The organism is Kordiimonas sp. (genome assembly GCF_048264555.1).
In the GTDB taxonomy this organism is placed as follows: domain Bacteria; phylum Pseudomonadota; class Alphaproteobacteria; order Sphingomonadales; family Kordiimonadaceae; genus Kordiimonas.
Genome location: NZ_JBLXCX010000007.1, coordinates 97,036 through 114,326 on the forward strand (window position 1 = coordinate 97,036; position 17,291 = coordinate 114,326).

Genomic DNA, 17,291 nt, shown 5'->3' on the forward strand with positions numbered 1-17,291 from the left:
TACGCTCCCGTCGTTACAGACAGCGGGTACACCCGAAACTCAGGGCGCCCAGTATACAGTTATGTCAGCCATTTGGGCGAGGCGCGCAATTGGCAGATGTGTATCTGTCGCCAGCGCACGTTCAAGCACTTGTTTCTTCTCATCACCCGTGATCATCAGGGCGATATGTTTGGCGCCCGCAATCGCGGCTGCCGTCAAGCTCATGCGGTCAAGCTCATCACCCGTAACAGCGCTCTTTTTTGCGCGCAGCGCCGCACAAGGTAACATGTTTGTTGTTGCCATCGCATCTTCAAGCCCCTCCGCATCCGGGAAGAGCGAAGCCGTATGACCATCTGGCCCCATGCCCAATAGCACACTGGCAAAGGGCAGTGACAAGCCAGAGTAGCGCTTGTTCACATCTGCCACCGCGTCAAACGGGTCTTTGTGTTTGGTTTTCATGCCAACAAAGTGAGCTTCTGTGGCCAGGTCGCGCTCAAGCGCGCCCCGCATAAACGCCTCATTACTGCGCGGGTGATCCAAATCTACCCAGCGCTCGTCAACAAGCGCAACCTGAATATCTTCCCACGCAAGCGGCGCTTCCGCCATGGCTTCAAATAGCGGCTTGGGGGTGGAGCCACCTGAGACGGCCCACGCCGCGCGCCCCTGTTTCTTGATCGCGCGCATCAACGCTTCCGAGGTATCTTCCTCAAGCGCGTCCACCATTTCGGCACGGGTTTCAAAGGTGCGCCAGCTTATCACTTGCCTACCTTCCGGCCACTGGTTTCATGGAACCATTCACGGCGATCACGGGTCATCAGATCATGTGCTTCATAGGGGCCCCATGTGCCAGCCTGATAGCTTTCAGGGGGTTCGCCTGAGTTGTCCCAGTGCTCAATAATCCGGTCGACCCAGCGCCATGCATGCTCCACCTCATCGCGGTGAACAAAGAGGCTCTGGTCACCGCGCGCGGCATCCAGGATCAGCCTGAGATATGGCCCGAGGCGGATAACATCATCACCCGTCACATCGAGGTTCATCTCAACTTCCTTGAGCGCCTCAGACTTGGCGGAATGGTTTTTCACCATCATGCGAAGCGCCAGATGGTCTTCCGGCTGCAGGCGAATAATGAAACGGTTCGGGCTGAGGTTCGAGCCCCAGTTGGGGTGCGGCGCATGGGGTACCGGCTTAAACTGGATCACAATTTCAGCGAATCTGTCCGGCAGGCGCTTGCCTGTGCGCAGGTAAAATGGAACGCCCGCCCAGCGCCAGTTTTCAATATGCGCCTTGAGCGCCACAAAGGTTTCAGTGCTGCTCGGTTGCTCTAGCTCAAGGTCTTCAGCATAACTGCCAACCGCCGTGCCGTGCATGGCGCCAGATTGGTACTGCGCCCGCACGACGTTGCGGTCGATTTCAGCGCCTGAAAGAGGCTTGAGCGACTTCAAAACCTTAAGTTTCTCATCCCGGATGCTATCGGCATCAAGGCGCGCTGGCGGCTCCATCGCCACAAGGCAAAGAAGCTGCAACAGGTGGTTCTGCACCATGTCACGCATAGCACCAGTGCCTTCATAAAACCCAGCACGGCCCTGCACACCCTGATCTTCCGCAATAGTGATCTGGATATGGTCGATGGTGCGCCCGCTCCAGAGTTCTTCAAACAGGATGTTCGAGAACCGAAGCGCCAGAAGGTTTTGCACGGCTTCCTTGCCGAGATAGTGATCAATACGGAAAGTTTGGTCCTCACCAAACGCGCGGCCCACGTCTGTGTTGATCGCCTGCGCACTGGCAAGATCATGCCCCAATGGTTTTTCAAGCACGACGCGCGCGCGTTTGCCGTTCAACCCATACTGCCCCAAGAGCTCACAAGTGCTGGTGAAAAGCCCAGGCGGAATAGCAAGGAAGTGCACGAGCGGGCGGTCGTCTTCACACGCCAGCGCTGCCTTAAGGCCTTCCCAGTCTTCACCGCCCTTGGTGAGGCCAAGCTCAACTACGGAAACCATACCGGAAAATGTTTTCAGGTCGTCTTTGCTAACGTCACAAGCTGGCTGCGATTCGCCAAATACATCCTTGAGCCACTCATGAACCGAGCCCTTGAGCCCTGAACGAGAGGTCAGATATATCCGGCTATCCGCCGACACGCGGCCCGCAACAAAACCAGCAAAAAGTGCAGGCAAGAGCTTGCGACGCGAGAGATCGCCACCACCGCCAAAGATGACCAAATCGAAAACATCTACCATTATAATCTTCCCAAAAATTACTCGCGCCGGACACTACTTTCATTTGACACCGCTGTCAATTTCACAATGGCATCAACGCGAGAATGCTTCCCTTTCCTGACAATAAAGTAATTTTTTAGTGACGGCGAGCCTTAATGATCCTATTTTGGTATTTAATTGGTATTATAATTGTGATAGAGATGTCTGCATCGTTGCATAAGGATACTGCCCGATGGCTCTTTCTGCCCTAATTGGCCCCCTAGACGGCTCCAGCCCGCTACCCAAATATCAGCAGCTCGCGCGCGCTATTGAACGCGCCATCGAGCGTGGTGCCCTCCCGAAAGGGGACGCCTTGCCACCGGAGCGGGATATCGCGAGCGATATGGCGGTTTCCCGCATTACCGTCAGGAAAGCGCTCGACGGCCTTGTGGAGCATGGCCTTCTAGACCGCAAACAGGGGGCTGGTACTTTTGTTTCTGGCCGCGTAGAGAAACCTTTCTCCCGCCTGTCGTCCTTCTCGGAAGATATGGCTGGACGAGGCTGGAAAGCACACAGCGAATGGGTCGCTCGCTCGGAAGGTGTCATCACACCGGAAGAAAGCCTCAATCTGGGCCTTGGGCCTGGCACCCGAGTTTTTCGTTTTACCCGCATCCGTTTCGCTGACAACACACCGATGGCGCTTGAAACCTCAATAGTACCGGCCTTTGCGCTACCTGGTCTGGATGCTGTTGAAACGTCGCTTTACGCCGCACTCGAGGCCACAGGCCACAGACCCGTGCGCGCGCTTCAGCGCCTTCGCGCCATCATCTTCACCGAAAAACAGGCCAAAGACCTCGGCGTAAACGCTGGCGACGCCGGGCTCTTTATCGAGCGGCGCGGTTTCCTCGCGAACGGCACCACGGTGGAAGTGACCCAATCCCATTATCGCGGCGATGCTTATGATTTTGTCGCCGAACTGCATGCATGAGTAAGGAAGTAACCATGACCGTACAAACCGCCCTCAAGCCCGACAGCACGCTGATGTTTAGCGAGGCCCGCGAGGCCAGCCATGTGGTCGCACGCCAACTCGCGGAAAATGAACCACTGATGGTCAAGCTTGGGCAGCAGTTGCGTGCCCTTAAACCTCGCGCGGTTGTAACCTGCGCGCGCGGCAGTTCTGACCACGCAGCCATGTACGGTAAATATGTCATTGAAACCAAAGCCGGGCTTCTTGTCTCAAGCGCGGCGCCTTCTGTGAGCTCAGTTTATGCTGCCAAACAGATGCTTGAAGGCACGCTCTTTATCGCTATCTCACAGTCCGGCCAAAGCCCCGACCTTGTGCGCACGGCCGAAGCCGCCAAGTCAGCAGGTGCTTTTGTTGTAGCGCTCGTGAATGTCACAGCGTCCCCGCTTGCGGACCTCGCTGACGCGGTTGTACCCCTACATGCGGGGCCCGAGAAAAGTGTTGCTGCCACCAAGAGCTATATCGCGTCCCTGAGCGCACTTCTGCAGCTGGTGGCCTTCTGGCAGGACGATGCTGAGCTAAAAACCGCGCTCACCTCGTTGCCGCGCCACCTGAGCGCAGCATGGGCGTGTGAGTGGGCTGCGGCCGTTGAAACGCTACTTGAAGCCCGCAACTTCTTTGTGGTTGGCCGCGGCGCCGGATTTGGCATTGCACTTGAAGCCGCACTCAAATTCAAGGAAACCTGTGGCTTGCACGCGGAAGCTTATTCTGCGGCAGAAGTAAAACATGGCCCGATGGCGATTGTGAACAAAGGCTTCCCTGTTCTTGTCTTCAGCCAAAACGATGCCACCCGCGATGGCGTTGAGGATATCGTTCGTGATTTTGCTGGTCGCGGCGCCAAGGTCATGACCGCAGGCTTTGAAGCTGAAGGCGCAGCCACCCTCGCAAGGGTTGAGGGCGCAGACCCGCTCATCGAGCCCATTCTTTTCATTCAGAGTTTTTACCGCATGGCAAACGCGCTCTCCATTGCGCGGGGTTACAACCCTGATGAGCCGCCGCACCTCAATAAAGTGACGGAGACAGTTTAATGGCTTTCGCGCTTACAGATGCCCGCATGTTCATTGGCCCACGCTGGACCGATGAAATCGCGCTCATCATTGAAGGCGACACCATCAAGAGCCTCATGAAGGTATCAGACGTGCCAGTTGATATGAAACGCGCCTCACTGGGCGGTAATATACTGACACCGGGTTTTATCGATACCCAAGTGAACGGCGGCGGCGGGGTGTTGTTTAATGACGATCCGACCGTAGAGGGCATCGCCAAAATCGCTGAGGCGCACCGGGCGTTTGGTACTACCGCCATGTTACCCACGCTCATAAGCGACGATCTTGAGGTGGTCGACCGCGCCATGCGCGCGACGGAGGCCGCCATTGACGCAGGCGTGCCTGGCATCCTTGGTATCCATATCGAAGGGCCTTTCCTGAACGAAAGAAAGAAGGGTGTGCATGACCCTTCAAAGTTCCGCACCATTGATGAAGCGGCATTCAAACTTCTGACATCGCTAAAGCGTGGCATCACCCATGTAACCATCGCGCCAGAATGCACAACACCAGAGATGATCCGCCGCCTGACGGACGCTGGCGTGATCCTTTCCGCAGGGCATACCGCCGCAAGCTATGAAGAAACGCGCGCCGCATTGGATGCCGGCCTCAAAGGCTTTACCCATCTCTATAACGCCATGACCGCGCTTGAGAGCCGGGCGCCAGGGGTTGTAGGCGCGGCGCTTGAAAGCCGCAGCGCCTACGCAGGCATTATTGTGGACGGTTTTCATGTTCATAAAGCCAGCCTCAATGTGGCCCTGCACGCCAAGGGCGCGGACCATCTGATGCTGGTGACAGACGCCATGCCATGCGTAGGGGCAGCGAGCCCGAACTTTGTCCTGCAAGGCAGGCCAATCACCGTTGAACACGGCAAAGCAACAGCGCCGGACGGCACGCTCGCGGGCTCCGCGCTTGACATGGCAAGTGCAGTGAAAAACACCCATGACATGCTGGGAGTATCCCTTGATGCAGCGCTCCGAATGGCGAGTGGTACACCGGCGGCCTTTCTTGGCCTCACAAAAACATATGGCAGCCTGCACGCTGGTGCACGGGCTGATCTGGTAGCACTGAACGACAATGTCGAGGTCCAGGGGGTTTGGATCGGCGGCAAGCACTATCAAACCAACCAAAAATAACGGGAAAATAGGAGGGCGTTATGGAAGCGGCATTACCCGTCGAGGAAAAACCGACAAGCACGGTCATACCCATGGCTATCATCGGTGTGTTGTTTTTTATATTCGGGTTTGTGACCTGGCTGAACGGATCGCTGATCCCGTTTTTGCAGATCATTTGTGACCTCAACGAATTTCAGGCGCTGTTTGTAACCTTCGCCTTTTATATTGCCTACACTGTGATGGCGCTCCCCATGGCAAGCGTGCTGGCACGCACCGGTTACAGAAACGGCATGGCGCTCGGGCTCGCGATCATGGTGGTGGGAATTTTGATGTTCATCCCGGCCGCACTCACAGCCAATTACCTCTTTTTCCTGAGCGGACTTTTTGTCCTTGGGACTGGTCTCACGATCCTGCAGACAGCCTCCAACCCTTACGTTGTGATGGTTGGCCCGAAGGAAAGCGCTGCCATGCGTATCTCCATCATGGGTATCATCAACAAGGGCGCCGGTGTTGTTGCCCCGATCGTGTTCACGGCGCTTATCCTTGCTGATCTTGGTGATCTCGCCCACGAAGGTGCTGGCACCATGACGGAAGCCGAGATCCAGGAACTCTCAAACCGCCTGATCATGCCGTATATCTATATGGCTGGCGTGCTGTTCCTGCTGATCGGGCTTGTGAAATTTTCACCCCTGCCGCATATCGACCCGGAGGAAGACCTAAGCGAAGGCGCGGATGAGAAAACCAGCGTCTTACAATTCCCACAGGTGATTTTGGGTGCGGTTGCCCTTTTTGCCTATGTCGGTGTTGAGGTCATTGCAGGTGATACCATCGGTCTGTTTGGCAAAAACATCGGTGTCGCGCATTTTGGTACGCTGACAAGCTACACCATGGTCTGCATGGTGATCGGCTATCTCATTGGCGTTACCTGTATCCCGCGCTTCTTTAGCCAGCAACGAGCCCTTCTCGGTTCTGCTATTGCGGGTTGCCTCTGCGTACTCGGGATCGTTTTCACCTCCCCATCGTCTTCTGCAATCGCGGACGTGCTTATCGGCTGGTCTGGTATCCCAACGGTACCAAACCCCGTGATGTTTGTGGCGCTCATGGGGCTCGCGCACGCGCTGGTGTGGCCTGCGGTGTGGCCGCTCGCGCTTGAGGGCCTTGGCAAGTTCACGGCCCAGGGCTCTGCACTTCTTATCATGGGCATTTCCGGCGGCGCTATCCTGCCGCTTGTACTCGGTAAGCTATCCACCAGCCTCGGCGACATGCAGGCTGCCTATTGGATGGCGCTACCGTGTTACCTCTTCATTCTCTATTACGCTGTTGCGGGCTACAAGTTGCGGTCCTGGGGCAGCAAATAGAGATTACGACGCTTGAGAACCCCCAGACTTTCAAGCAAAAAAGGCCGCGGAGAAATCCGCGGCCTTTTTCAATATGCGTTCTTAGGTCTCAGCTCTTTTTCACGAACTCTGACTTCAGCCCCATCTGGCCAATGCCCGGGATCTTACAGTCGATATCGTGATCACCGCCCACTAAGCGAATACCCTTCACCTTGGTGCCGACCTTCACGATGCTGGATGAACCCTTAACCTTCAGGTCTTTGATCACAGTAACATCGTCACCGTCTTGCAGAGTGTTGCCAACGGAATCCTTGATCACCAACGCATCGCTGTCGCCTGCGCCTTCTACCCCCGGTGTCCACTCATGCGCACATTCGGGACATATCAGGAGCGCACCGTCTTCATACGCATAAGGGCTGTTACATTCTGGGCAGGGTGACAGGTTGCTCATGATCAATCCTTCAAAGTTTGATGTTGGTATAAAGCCGCAGACCGCAAAGCACAAAACAAAATAGCCTCCAGACAGCCCGCACTCACACGGGTTGACTCTCTGGCCGCATGAATATATGTTGATATCAACCTAATTACATAAAAGGGAGTTGCGACATGACGTATGTGGATGGTTATCTGATACCTGTACCCACCTCAAAAAAAGCGGCCTATCAAGCATTAGCGGAAACAGCGGCCGTAATTTTCAAAGAACATGGCGCGCTGAGCGTGGTCGAAACATGGGGCGACGATGTACCCGAGGGCAAAGTCACCTCTTTCCCGATGGCTGTGAAGCTCGAGGAAGGGGAAGCCGTAGTTTTCTCCTGGATCACTTGGCCAGATCGGGCGACTCGTGACACCGGGATGAAAAAAGCAATGGAAGACCCACGTATGCAGATGGATATATCGAGCATGCCATTTGACGGCAAACGCATGATCTTTGGGGGTTTTGAAACCATTCTCGAGGCCTGACGGAACAGGAGGAATACATGAAACTCAAGGCACCCATTACCCCCTGCCTCTGGTTTGACGGGCAAGCAGAAAAGGCTGCAAAGTTCTACACCTCGATCTTTGAGGGGTCGAAAATCACCAATATCTCCTATTACCCCGAGGCAGGGCGCGAACAACACGGCCACGACGCAGGCGACGTGATGACCGTCATGTTTGAGCTTGGTGGGCAACAGTTCATGGGCCTGAACGGCGGCCCTCATTTCAAGTTCAGCGAAGCAATCTCGCTTTGCATCATGTGCGAAAACCAGGAGGAGATCGACTACTTCTGGGATGCGTTAACCGCTGATGGCGGCATGGAGGTTGAGTGCGGTTGGCTGAAGGATAAATTCGGCCTGTCGTGGCAGGTCATGCCAGCTAACATCGCCGAGCTTATTGGTGGCGACAAGGAACGGTCGAGCCGGGTTATGCAGGTGGTGATGAGTTCAAAAAAACTCAACATCGCCGCGATGGAAAACGCTTGAGATAAAACCTGAGCGGCAGAGAACTAAAAAAAGAGGTGGTTTTGGCCACCCCTTTTTTGATCCCTAGTTACCCTTCACGAGTTGCACCCAATCTATGGCCCAAAGTGGCTCATAGTGATTTGCGGCAACCCGAAAACAAAGCGCTTTGGCATCGGGTACCGCTTTGATCGACGCTTCAAGGGTGGTGACACCAAAACTGGCTGTCGCGGGCGCAAGCGGCAAGCGCGCGAGCTCTTCACCGTCACAGCTGTCTTTATACACCACGATTTCACCGGTTGAGGTTTCCGGCTTCGCCAGAGTGACAGAATTGATCAAATCCCCGATCTGGAAATTATAAGGCAGGTTGCCAACACTTACCTCAAGGCCGGTGACACCATCCATCGCCGGGTTTTCATAAATCCAGCACGGCTCAACGATATCCACAAGGAAGTTGGCCCGATTGCCCTCTTTCGGGTAGTCGTCATCCAGCTTGATGGCGAGGGCCGCGGAACATAGCGTCAGTTCGTCATCTTCGCGACGCAGGAAAGCACGTTCGCTCAGCACTCCCATGCGCGATTTGGAAAGCGGCTCATCACCATAGAAGGCCGCGGCTGTCACGGTCTCGCCAAGCGGCAGGGTCATAACCCCTTCGTATAGCGGCGAGGACGCGGAAGGCTCGCCACCACCAAGCGTGTAGCGGATATCACCCAAACCGGACTGGGTTTTCATGGTGAGCACCACCTGTCCGCCCGTATCCGGTTTTGCATCAAACTGCACGGCATAGGCGCTATCGGCGGGCTCAAGCCCCAAGGCCTTCAACCGGGCCATATGAGGCATCAAGCGCGACGCAAAATCCCGATAGTCATGATTATGCTCAGGCGACCACACGGTTTCGGCAAGCGCCAGCAAGCGCGGGAAGGCCATATGTTCAACCCTTGCTTCGGTACGCATATGCTCCGTAAACACGGTGACCTGCGCGCCAAGCACAGCTTTGGTCTCTTCCTCCGACAAGCCCTCAAGGGGGTCAAACTCATAAATATCCTGAAGCGTTTGCACATGCTCACGGCCGGGTGGTTCGTCGGTCATATAGCTCTGGCGATAATCGGTGTAATATATGGGGCTTGGTGCCATCACAACCTGCCGGCCAGCTTTTGCCGCCTCAACACCACCCTTGGTGCCGCGCCATGACATGATCGCGGAATCTGCAATCGAGCCGCCTTCCAGAATTTCATCCCACCCAATCAAGCGGCGACCACGTTCCGCCAGATAGTTGGCAAAGTGACGGGTGAAATAGGACTGGATTTCATGCACATCTTCAATGCCCAGCTCTTCCATCCGCTCCTTGATGCGTGCGGAATTTTCCCATTGTTTGGTAGAAACCTCATCGCCGCCGATATGCACAAATTTGCTGGGGAACAACGCCAATGTTTCATCCATCACATCCTCAAGGAAAGCGATGGTCTCATCTTCAAGGTTGAAGGTACTGTAATAAATACCCCAGTCGGACGACACTGCATCCACGGGCTCAGTGCCAAACTGCGGATAGGCCGCCACAGCTGCGGAGGCATGGCCTGGCAAGTCAATTTCCGGCATCACCGTGATGAAACGTTCCGCCGCATAGGCCACCACCTCACGCACCTGATCCTGGGTATAATAACCACCGTACAGCCTCGGCGTGCCCGTCGCTGGGTCGATATCTGCCTTGGGGGCAGCGCCAGCGGGCACCCGCCATGCCCCAACTTCTGTAAGCCGGGGATATTTCTTGATCTCAATACGCCAGCCCTGATCATCGGTCAGGTGCCAGTGGAACACATTCATCTTGTGAACGGCCATCCAGTCGATGAAATCTTTAACGAACTCAACGCTGCGGAAGTGACGGCTAACATCCAGCATCGCGCCGCGCCACTCCATGCGCGGTTCGTCGCTCACGCTCACAAAGGGGACAGCAACCTCACCCTCCCCTGCGTCTTGCGCCAGTTGCCACAGGGATAGCGCACCATAGAAAAAGCCTTCGGGCGTGGCCGCGATGATGTCCGCGCCTCGCGTACCCACATGTAGGCTATAGCCTTCCCTGGGCATATCCATTTTGGCGGAGGTAAAGCGGATACCGTCGTTTGCTTCGCCACCTTCAACCACAACAAGGTTGAGCCCCGTTGTGATGCGCAGTTTGTCGCTCAGATATTTCGCAACAGGCAGCAGATCAGCCTGCCCCGCAGGCACATTGATCGTGGTGCCTTCCTCAAGCAGGTAAGCCCCTTCCTGCACTTCAAGCGCAGCGGGCTTTGGTATGATCGCCGCATTTAGCGCGCCCACACTCGCCGCTGGTTTGCTGGCAGAAAACCCAACATAGGCAACTGCCGCCACAACCACAGAAAACCCAAGCAACTTCCAGTTCATCATCAATCCCCCGAACACCGCGGGCGCCCTCTATAAGCCCCGCAAAACTCTTGAACCCGACCTCAAAAAAATGGGCGGTGCAGTGTCCTACACCGCCCAGTTCCCCAATAATCAGCCGATAACGACTGATTGGCTGGAAAGTGAGCCATAGGCGGGAGGTCGATGCCGCGGGCTCACTACCAACTGTGCTGAGCACGCTCTTGCATGCCCGAATACTGCTCCCCTACATCTTCAACCGGTCAAGAAATTCGCCGTGCGGTATGGTTACCGCCAAAGCGTTTTCCCTCATCAGTTTCATCTGGGAGAAAAGACTGTCTGCCGCGTGTTCATCCATCTGGAAATTCAGCGCCGGATAGTGCTGCATGCCATAAAGGATGTAGCGGTAGTTCTCGTCCGAGAAAGTGGTTGAGAAACTGCCTGCGAGATCATGGAACTCACAAATCTTGTGTTTCCAAATCTCAAGCTGGCTTTCAAGCCACGGTGTATGCTTGACAGTCGCCTGTGCCGCGCGCCAGAAGTCACTGTCATCCCGGTTACTCAGGCAATAGTGCAAAACGATAAACTGCTTGAGGTCTTGATAGAACCCGCGCATTAAACGGTTGAAGCTATCGCGGCTGGCCTGGTTAGTCTCCTTTGCGAGGAGATGCGTGCCCATCAACCCGGCGGCCAGATTGATGAGGTGCAGGCCGGTAGATTCGAGCGGTTCAATGAACCCGCCCGCAAGCCCGGTTGCAATACAGTTGCCAATCCAAAACTCTTCCCGGCATCCCACTTTCATATTGAGGTGGGTGCATTTTAATACGTTGGACTGTGGGCCCAGGAACGCCCGCAACTCAGCCTCCGCCTCATCATTTGAGATGCGGTTGCCGTCATATACATAGCCAGTGCCCTGCCGGTTGGTGAGGTCGATCTGCCATGCCCACCCGTTGGAAAGCGCGGTTGCCACCGTATAGGGGTTTGGCACCTCATCACCCACCAGATCACGCTGGATTGCGACGGCCTTGTTGCAGGGCAATGCATCCTCAAAAGAGTTCCAGTTGCCCGGTTTCAGCTTTTCAATGAGAAGCCCGCGAAAACCTGTACAGTCGATAAACATGTCACCGCAATACTCGGCATCCCCGGCCTGCACAGCCACAATGTTTTCGCCCTCAACACGCACATCCGTGACCGTGGCCTCAACGTGCCGCACACCAGCGTCAACCGCCTTGCCGCGCAGGAAACGCGCGAGCAGCGTTGCGTCTATATGGTAGCCATAGGGCACGGCACCTTGATACGGCGCTGAGTTGGGGCCTTTTGGGCCATGCCCTTTTTTGATAAGCGCCGCGCTTAGGCTCACCCCCTCGTCGTACCGTTCTGCCCCATCACGCCCCGTTACCATCCACGCGCTGGAAAGGTCGAGCCCACGGCCCAATCTGACTTGCTCAAAAGGATGAAAATACTCGTGGGTTTTACCGTCCCGAGGTTTCATCCAGTCACGGAACATGATGCCGGTTTTGAGCGTGCCGTTAGTTGCACGCAGCAACTCGTTTTCATCAAGTCCCATCGCCGCGAAAAAGAACCGCACGCTGTGCACGGTTGCTTCACCCACACCAATAATGCCGATGTCCGGGCTTTCGATCACTGTGATATCGAAGTTTTTCCGGTCCTGATTGAACAGCCGGTTGAGATAGAGAGCCGTCATCCACCCGGCGGAACCGCCGCCGACAATTACCAATGATCTCGTATTAACCTCTGCCATACTGCCCCCTATATCTCGCTCAAGCCGTATTCTTTGATACGGTCAAGAAGGAGCCGGTGTTTCGGCAATTCACGCATCACCTGCTCTGCCGCTGCACTCATCTGGCGGAAAACACTTTGGGCGACATCTGCATCCTGATAGCGGTAGCTGATGGCGTCCATCTGCGTCTCGAACCCCATGCCGTAGAGCACATAGAGATAATTCTCCAGATTGAAGACCGAAAGTTTGGAGGAAAAATCATACGGGCTGGGCAGCTGGTGGCGCCAAACCTGCAGGTTTTCACGCAGGCTTTCAGGGATGGTTTCTTCGCGCCGGTTATCGAGCCAGAAAGCACTGTCCTCCCGCTTTGAGAGGCAATAGTGCAGCTTGATAAAATCTATCACCCGGTCCCACGCTTGCCGCACCCGGGCATTGAAGCGCCTAGCGATAACATCCATCGCGCCCCGGGTTGGCGGGAACTGTTCAGCAAGCATGCGCGCGGTCGCGTCATAAACAAGGATGCCAGTCGCCTCAAGCGGTTCAACAAACCCTTGCGACAGGCCAATGGCGACGCAGTTTTTAACCCAGTATTTTTCCCGGTACCCGATCCGCATCGGGATACGGCGGCACGTCACCTCATCCGCCAGACCACCCACAGAAGCGCGCAAATATTCGCGCAGTACTTCTTCCGCGCGTTCATGGCTCGTGTGCTTGGCGCTGTAAACATATCCGGTGCCACGACGTGCAGAGAGACCAATATCCCATATCCATCCTGCCTCCTTGGCGGTTGCGATGGTATAACTCGGGATCGGCGCGTCGGCGGACAGGTACGGCACCTGCGCGGCAAGGGCCGTATCCACAAAAAGCACATCATCTTTTGGGATGAACCCGACACCCAGCTTCTGCTCGATTATCAGCGCGGCGAAGCCCGTGCAGTCAATAAAGAGATCCGCCGAGAGCTCACCCGCATCATCGGTTTGAACCGCTCGAATATCACCATCCTCAGATAGTTTCACATCCGTAACATTCGCCAAAACATGCTGAACACCGAGTTTTTCAGTTGCATGTTTCGTGAGAAAAGCCGCGAACTTGGCCGCATCCAGATGGTAGGCGTAATTGACAAGGCCGTCATATTCGGCATGCACCATCTGTTTGGGGCCAAACCCCGCTTCACAGATTTTTCCCTGCACAGACACCGCATCCACAAAAGACGCATCGCCTGCCTGCCCCATCAGCCAATAAGGTGTGGGGTCAACCATGTGCCGCTCAGGATAGTCAAACACATGATGATAGGCGTTTGTGCCTTTGCTGGCAGGGTCATGGACCCAATCAACAAATTTGATGCTTTGTTTGAAGGTGACGTCACACTCGCGAATGAAATCCGTTTCGCGGATACCAAGGTGCGCAAGCGTTTGCCGAATGGCGGGTACGGTGCCTTCCCCCACCCCAATGGTGGGGATGTTGGCGGATTCAACGAGGGTAACCTTAACCCCGTCAGGGCTATTACTTTTGAGGCTGCCGGCAAGATGGCATGCAGAAAGCCAACCGGCGGTTCCACCACCAACGATCAGCACTTCCTTGATGCGACGATCTTTTACCTCCTCTTCCTGCATGCACGTCCCGCCCGAAATTCCTTAGCCTTGTAGCTCTGTTTTGATTTTCGCCAAGCGCCCGATCTGATTGATCGAGATCATGTGCGCATAGATCGCGGGCAAGAAGCCACGTTTCTTGAGGTCCATGAACTTGTCTTCCGGCAGCGCCATCAGCTTGTCTTCGTCAATGACATAAAGACCGTTCAGGTTCACCCGGTCTTCCCCAATAGTGACGCCCACGGTGCGCTCAACCAGAAGATCCAACTGCCGGATGATGGTGATAAAACCGCCGGTGACCTGGCTTTTTTCAAAGAAATCGATCACCGCTTCCTTGCGCTTAACGAGATAGTCACTTTCAGACTGATCGTCGCCATAGAGCGCTTCCCCCTCACCGCACAGAGCGCTGTCCTCATCAATGCCCAACATCAGTTGCTCGCTATTGTCGGCGGTTGGAATCAGGCGGAACGGCGTGTGCTTGATGATGGACGGTACATAGACCGATTGCCATTTACCGTCCTGCAGCAGGAGGTTCTCTTTTGGCTTGAGGCCAAGCATGGCAACAACCTGGAAATGGCCTGTGTTCACATCTTTCACAAAGATGATGGGCATATCCGTGCAGGCGCCGACAAACTCGTGCACAACAAGGGGAATAATATGTTCGTTCTGGATGATACTGAAGTCAGTCGCATCCTTCACTTTCAGGTTGGCGTGCTGATCTTTATGCAGTGGTACGACGCGCGTCACTCGATGCTCCCATAGAATAAATTAGGTTGATCAGCAGACCCTATAGCGTGTTGGTGAAAAAGGGGAGTCTAACTCCCCTTTTTCTTTGATGTGATGTTAGAGCTTGAAGCTCACACCAAGCGTAATGCGGCGCGCCATCTCAAATTCATAGAGAGGGAAACCACCGGTGAAGCCGCTGTTAGGCGTGTCTTGCACGTTGTTACCAAACTGCTTGGAGCGGTCTTCGAGCAGGTTGTTTACATCGAGATTGACCGAAATCTGCGGTGTAACGAACCAGGATGCGCTCATATCAAGGCTACCAAACGGCTTATGCAGACGGTTGCCGTATGAACCGGATTCGCGCAGCATGTAGCTTGAACGCCAGTTGTAAGCAACACGAGCCTGGAACACCTCATTCTCATAGTAACCTGCAACGTTGTATGAGTGTTTGGAGCTGTCGCTCAGGTATGGGTTACCGTCAACAAAGGTGTCTTCGTCCGTTGACGTATCGGTGAAGGTATAGTTGGCAATAGCACCAAACCCGTTACCGAAATCTTGCTGGAACTGCGCTTCAAAACCTTTGATGCTTGCAGCTTTCCCGTTGATTTTCTCCTGCACGGTCCAACCAGCGGCGCGCTCGTCGTCGCGTGGCAGATCAAACGGAATCTCGCCCGCATTTGCATGATACTCGGTGAAGTTTACGAAGTTCTTCACGTCTTTCATGAACACACCGACCGAGAACAGCGAGCCCTCAGCAAAATACCACTCAAGGCCAATATCAAACTGATTGGCAACAAATGGTTTCAGGCCGACGTTACCCACAATCCAGAACTGGTTGTTTGGCAGGTCATCGTTACTACCGGTGATATTCGGGTTCACATACATGTCCACATATTGTGGGCGTGCCATCACCCGTGCTGCAGAACCACGCAGTATCACATCATCCGCAAGGTCAATGGCAAGGTTGAAGCTTGGCAGGATCTCTGAATAGCTTGCGTCCGCTTCGGTTTGAACACCATTGAGGTAGTATGTGGATGTTGCATCAGTATGAGCATAACGAACACCAACGTTACCGCGGAAACCATCGCCCTCAAACTCTGCCATCAAATAGGCTGAAAGGTTTTTCTCGTCGATCTCGCTGTATGCGCCGAGGTCTTCGTTTTCACCAGTGATGCTGGCTTTCGCCCAATCTTTCAGCGCATCAGCGTCCACGCCCAAGATCTGATAATCCCCCGCACCAACATCAAGCGCATCACCAATGATCCCACTTGTGGAGATCACAGGATCAAAACCTGCTGCCTGCACATATTCAAACCGGCGGCTTGTGGAGTTGTGATCTGCGTATTTGAGGCCACCTTTAAGGGTGTGAATGAGGCCATAGTCTACATCCACCTCAAGATCAGCCTGCAGATAGCTTTCCTTGTCAGTCTTTGGTGTGCGGTTGAAGTTTGGACCTGTGCCCATGGCCAGTGAACCTGGGTCATAAGTCGTAAGATCGAAACCGTTGGTATCCCATGTCTGGCCACCACCAGTGAAGTCATAAGTGCCGCCCGGAATTGGGGTGCCACCGGTGCCATCATCAACAACCATCTCGAAGTCGGTACCGCCCGTGGAGGTAGTGTGACCACCCTGCACATCAAGACGGTAACCTTCACCGCTATACTCAAACGTCAGGTCGTAAACGCTGGAGTTCATGGTCGCTTCACGCGGACGCGCCTGATAGTACGCCACGTTGAGCGGGCCACGAGCAGGTGTGCCATTGATCTTGTCAGCTTCAGGCACATCGATACCAGACCAGGACGTATTCCCTTGCGTCAGCCACAGCGCATAGTTGGTATTGTCCGCCCGCATCTTCATGTCCATATAGTTGGCCACGATGTTCAGGTTTTCAGATGGCTGGTACTGCATGGTGGCCGTGATAGCGGAACGCTGACGGTCCTGCACGAAGGCAACCGGGCCTGCACCCCATTCCCAGAACGCTTCGTTACCCTGACGCTGCAGGTGGCGGCGCTGATACACGCCAGATACGAGAATACCGAAGTTCTCAGCATCGTTTTTCCAGCTCAAGAGACCGGAGAACTGAGGGTCGATCTTGTCGCTGTCGTTCTGGTGCTGGCCTTCAACGGAGCCATAGATGCTCAGCGAATCCATATCAAGCGGCTTGCGGGTATTGATAACAACCGTACCACCGATACCACCTTCAGCCAGATCAGCTTGCGCGCTTTTGTAAACTTCGATGTTGCCAACCAGTTCTGATGGCAGAAGTTCATAGTTGAAGCTGCGTTTCGCTGGCTCAAGCACGAACCAACCTGTTGAAGCCACGTTCTGGCCGTTCAGGGTTGTGAGCGTGAGCTCGTTACCTGCACCGCGGATCGATACCGCCGCACCCTCGCCGAACTGGCGCTGGATGGTAACACCCGGTACGCGTTGCAAAGATTCAGCAACGTTTTTATCGGGGAATTTACCGATGTCTTCAGCTGAAATCGCGTCAACGAGCGCTGTGCTGTTCCGTTTTACCGCAAGGCTTTGCTTGAGCGAGCCACGGATACCGGTCACGACAATTTCGTCGAACTCTTCAAACGAACTGTCAGCCGCCGCACTATCCTGGGCAGATGCCGCCGTGGCACTGCCAAGAATAGCCAGCGCACTGACTGACTGATAGAATGTCTTCTTGCTTAATCGCATGTTTTCCTCCTGGTTCCCACTTTATCGGACGACACCACTCCCAATTTG

Annotated in this window: 14 protein-coding genes; 6 read left to right on the top strand and 8 right to left on the bottom strand. The window is 54.8% G+C overall.

Annotated features, from left to right (window positions below; genetic code table 11):
- Positions 1-39: 39 nt before the first annotated feature.
- Together pgl and zwf are read right to left on the bottom strand one after the other, a co-directional pair.
- Entirely contained in the window at positions 40-738 is a 699-nt protein-coding gene (pgl, locus tag ACN0XZ_RS16380) for a 6-phosphogluconolactonase (RefSeq protein ID WP_417458877.1), read from the bottom strand.
- Positions 735-2,213 (bottom strand): glucose-6-phosphate dehydrogenase, encoded by a 1,479-nt coding sequence (gene zwf, locus ACN0XZ_RS16385; protein WP_417458878.1) that lies wholly within the window; start codon positions 2,211-2,213, stop codon positions 735-737. The genes pgl and zwf overlap by 4 nt, the downstream gene beginning before the upstream one ends.
- A 211-nt stretch (positions 2,214-2,424) precedes the next feature.
- Between zwf and ACN0XZ_RS16390 the strand changes: the two genes are divergently transcribed.
- Genes ACN0XZ_RS16390 through ACN0XZ_RS16405 form a run of 4 tightly spaced genes read left to right on the top strand, consistent with a single transcriptional unit; the run spans position 2,425 to position 6,711 of the window.
- On the top strand, positions 2,425-3,159 hold the full coding sequence (locus tag ACN0XZ_RS16390) for a GntR family transcriptional regulator (RefSeq protein WP_417458879.1): 735 nt from the start codon (positions 2,425-2,427) through the stop codon (positions 3,157-3,159).
- A gap of 14 nt (positions 3,160-3,173) precedes the next feature.
- Positions 3,174-4,223, top strand: coding sequence for an SIS domain-containing protein (locus tag ACN0XZ_RS16395; RefSeq protein WP_417458880.1), 1,050 nt, complete (start codon positions 3,174-3,176; stop codon positions 4,221-4,223).
- Positions 4,223-5,374: an N-acetylglucosamine-6-phosphate deacetylase gene (nagA, locus tag ACN0XZ_RS16400; RefSeq protein ID WP_417458881.1), complete on the top strand. Its 1,152-nt coding sequence runs from the start codon at positions 4,223-4,225 to the stop codon at positions 5,372-5,374. Before ACN0XZ_RS16395 ends, nagA begins: the two co-directional genes overlap by 1 nt.
- A 20-nt stretch (positions 5,375-5,394) precedes the next feature.
- Positions 5,395-6,711 (top strand): sugar MFS transporter, encoded by a 1,317-nt coding sequence (locus ACN0XZ_RS16405; RefSeq protein WP_417458882.1) that lies wholly within the window; start codon positions 5,395-5,397, stop codon positions 6,709-6,711.
- A gap of 88 nt (positions 6,712-6,799) precedes the next feature.
- Here the strand turns inward: ACN0XZ_RS16405 and ACN0XZ_RS16410 are convergent, their stop codons facing one another.
- Complete coding sequence (locus ACN0XZ_RS16410; protein WP_417458883.1) at positions 6,800-7,141, bottom strand: zinc ribbon domain-containing protein YjdM; 342 nt, start codon at positions 7,139-7,141, stop codon at positions 6,800-6,802.
- Positions 7,142-7,296: 155 nt separating this feature from the next.
- On the opposite strand from ACN0XZ_RS16410, the gene ACN0XZ_RS16415 reads away from it, so the two are divergent.
- Together ACN0XZ_RS16415 and ACN0XZ_RS16420 are read left to right on the top strand one after the other, a co-directional pair.
- A complete protein-coding gene (locus ACN0XZ_RS16415; protein ID WP_417458884.1) occupies positions 7,297-7,650 on the top strand; it encodes a DUF1428 domain-containing protein in 354 nt (117 codons plus the stop codon).
- Positions 7,651-7,667: 17 nt separating this feature from the next.
- The gene (locus ACN0XZ_RS16420; RefSeq protein WP_417458885.1) at positions 7,668-8,150 is read left to right on the top strand and encodes a VOC family protein; all 483 of its coding nucleotides are present in this window, start codon (positions 7,668-7,670) and stop codon (positions 8,148-8,150) included.
- A 63-nt stretch (positions 8,151-8,213) separates the two neighbouring features.
- On the opposite strand, the gene ACN0XZ_RS16425 is transcribed toward ACN0XZ_RS16420, so the two are convergent.
- From ACN0XZ_RS16425 to ACN0XZ_RS16445, 5 genes are all read right to left on the bottom strand, one after another.
- On the bottom strand, positions 8,214-10,526 hold the full coding sequence (locus ACN0XZ_RS16425; RefSeq protein ID WP_417458886.1) for a beta-N-acetylhexosaminidase: 2,313 nt from the start codon (positions 10,524-10,526) through the stop codon (positions 8,214-8,216).
- Positions 10,527-10,749: 223 nt separating this feature from the next.
- Positions 10,750-12,264, bottom strand: coding sequence for a tryptophan halogenase family protein (locus ACN0XZ_RS16430; RefSeq protein WP_417458887.1), 1,515 nt, complete (start codon positions 12,262-12,264; stop codon positions 10,750-10,752).
- An 8-nt stretch (positions 12,265-12,272) separates the two neighbouring features.
- Complete coding sequence (locus ACN0XZ_RS16435) at positions 12,273-13,856, bottom strand: tryptophan halogenase family protein (RefSeq protein WP_417458888.1); 1,584 nt, start codon at positions 13,854-13,856, stop codon at positions 12,273-12,275.
- Between the two features lie 21 nt (positions 13,857-13,877).
- A complete protein-coding gene (locus ACN0XZ_RS16440; RefSeq protein WP_417458889.1) occupies positions 13,878-14,579 on the bottom strand; it encodes a SapC family protein in 702 nt (233 codons plus the stop codon).
- Positions 14,580-14,675: 96 nt separating this feature from the next.
- Complete coding sequence (locus tag ACN0XZ_RS16445) at positions 14,676-17,243, bottom strand: TonB-dependent receptor (protein ID WP_417458890.1); 2,568 nt, start codon at positions 17,241-17,243, stop codon at positions 14,676-14,678.
- Positions 17,244-17,291 lie beyond the last annotated feature (48 nt).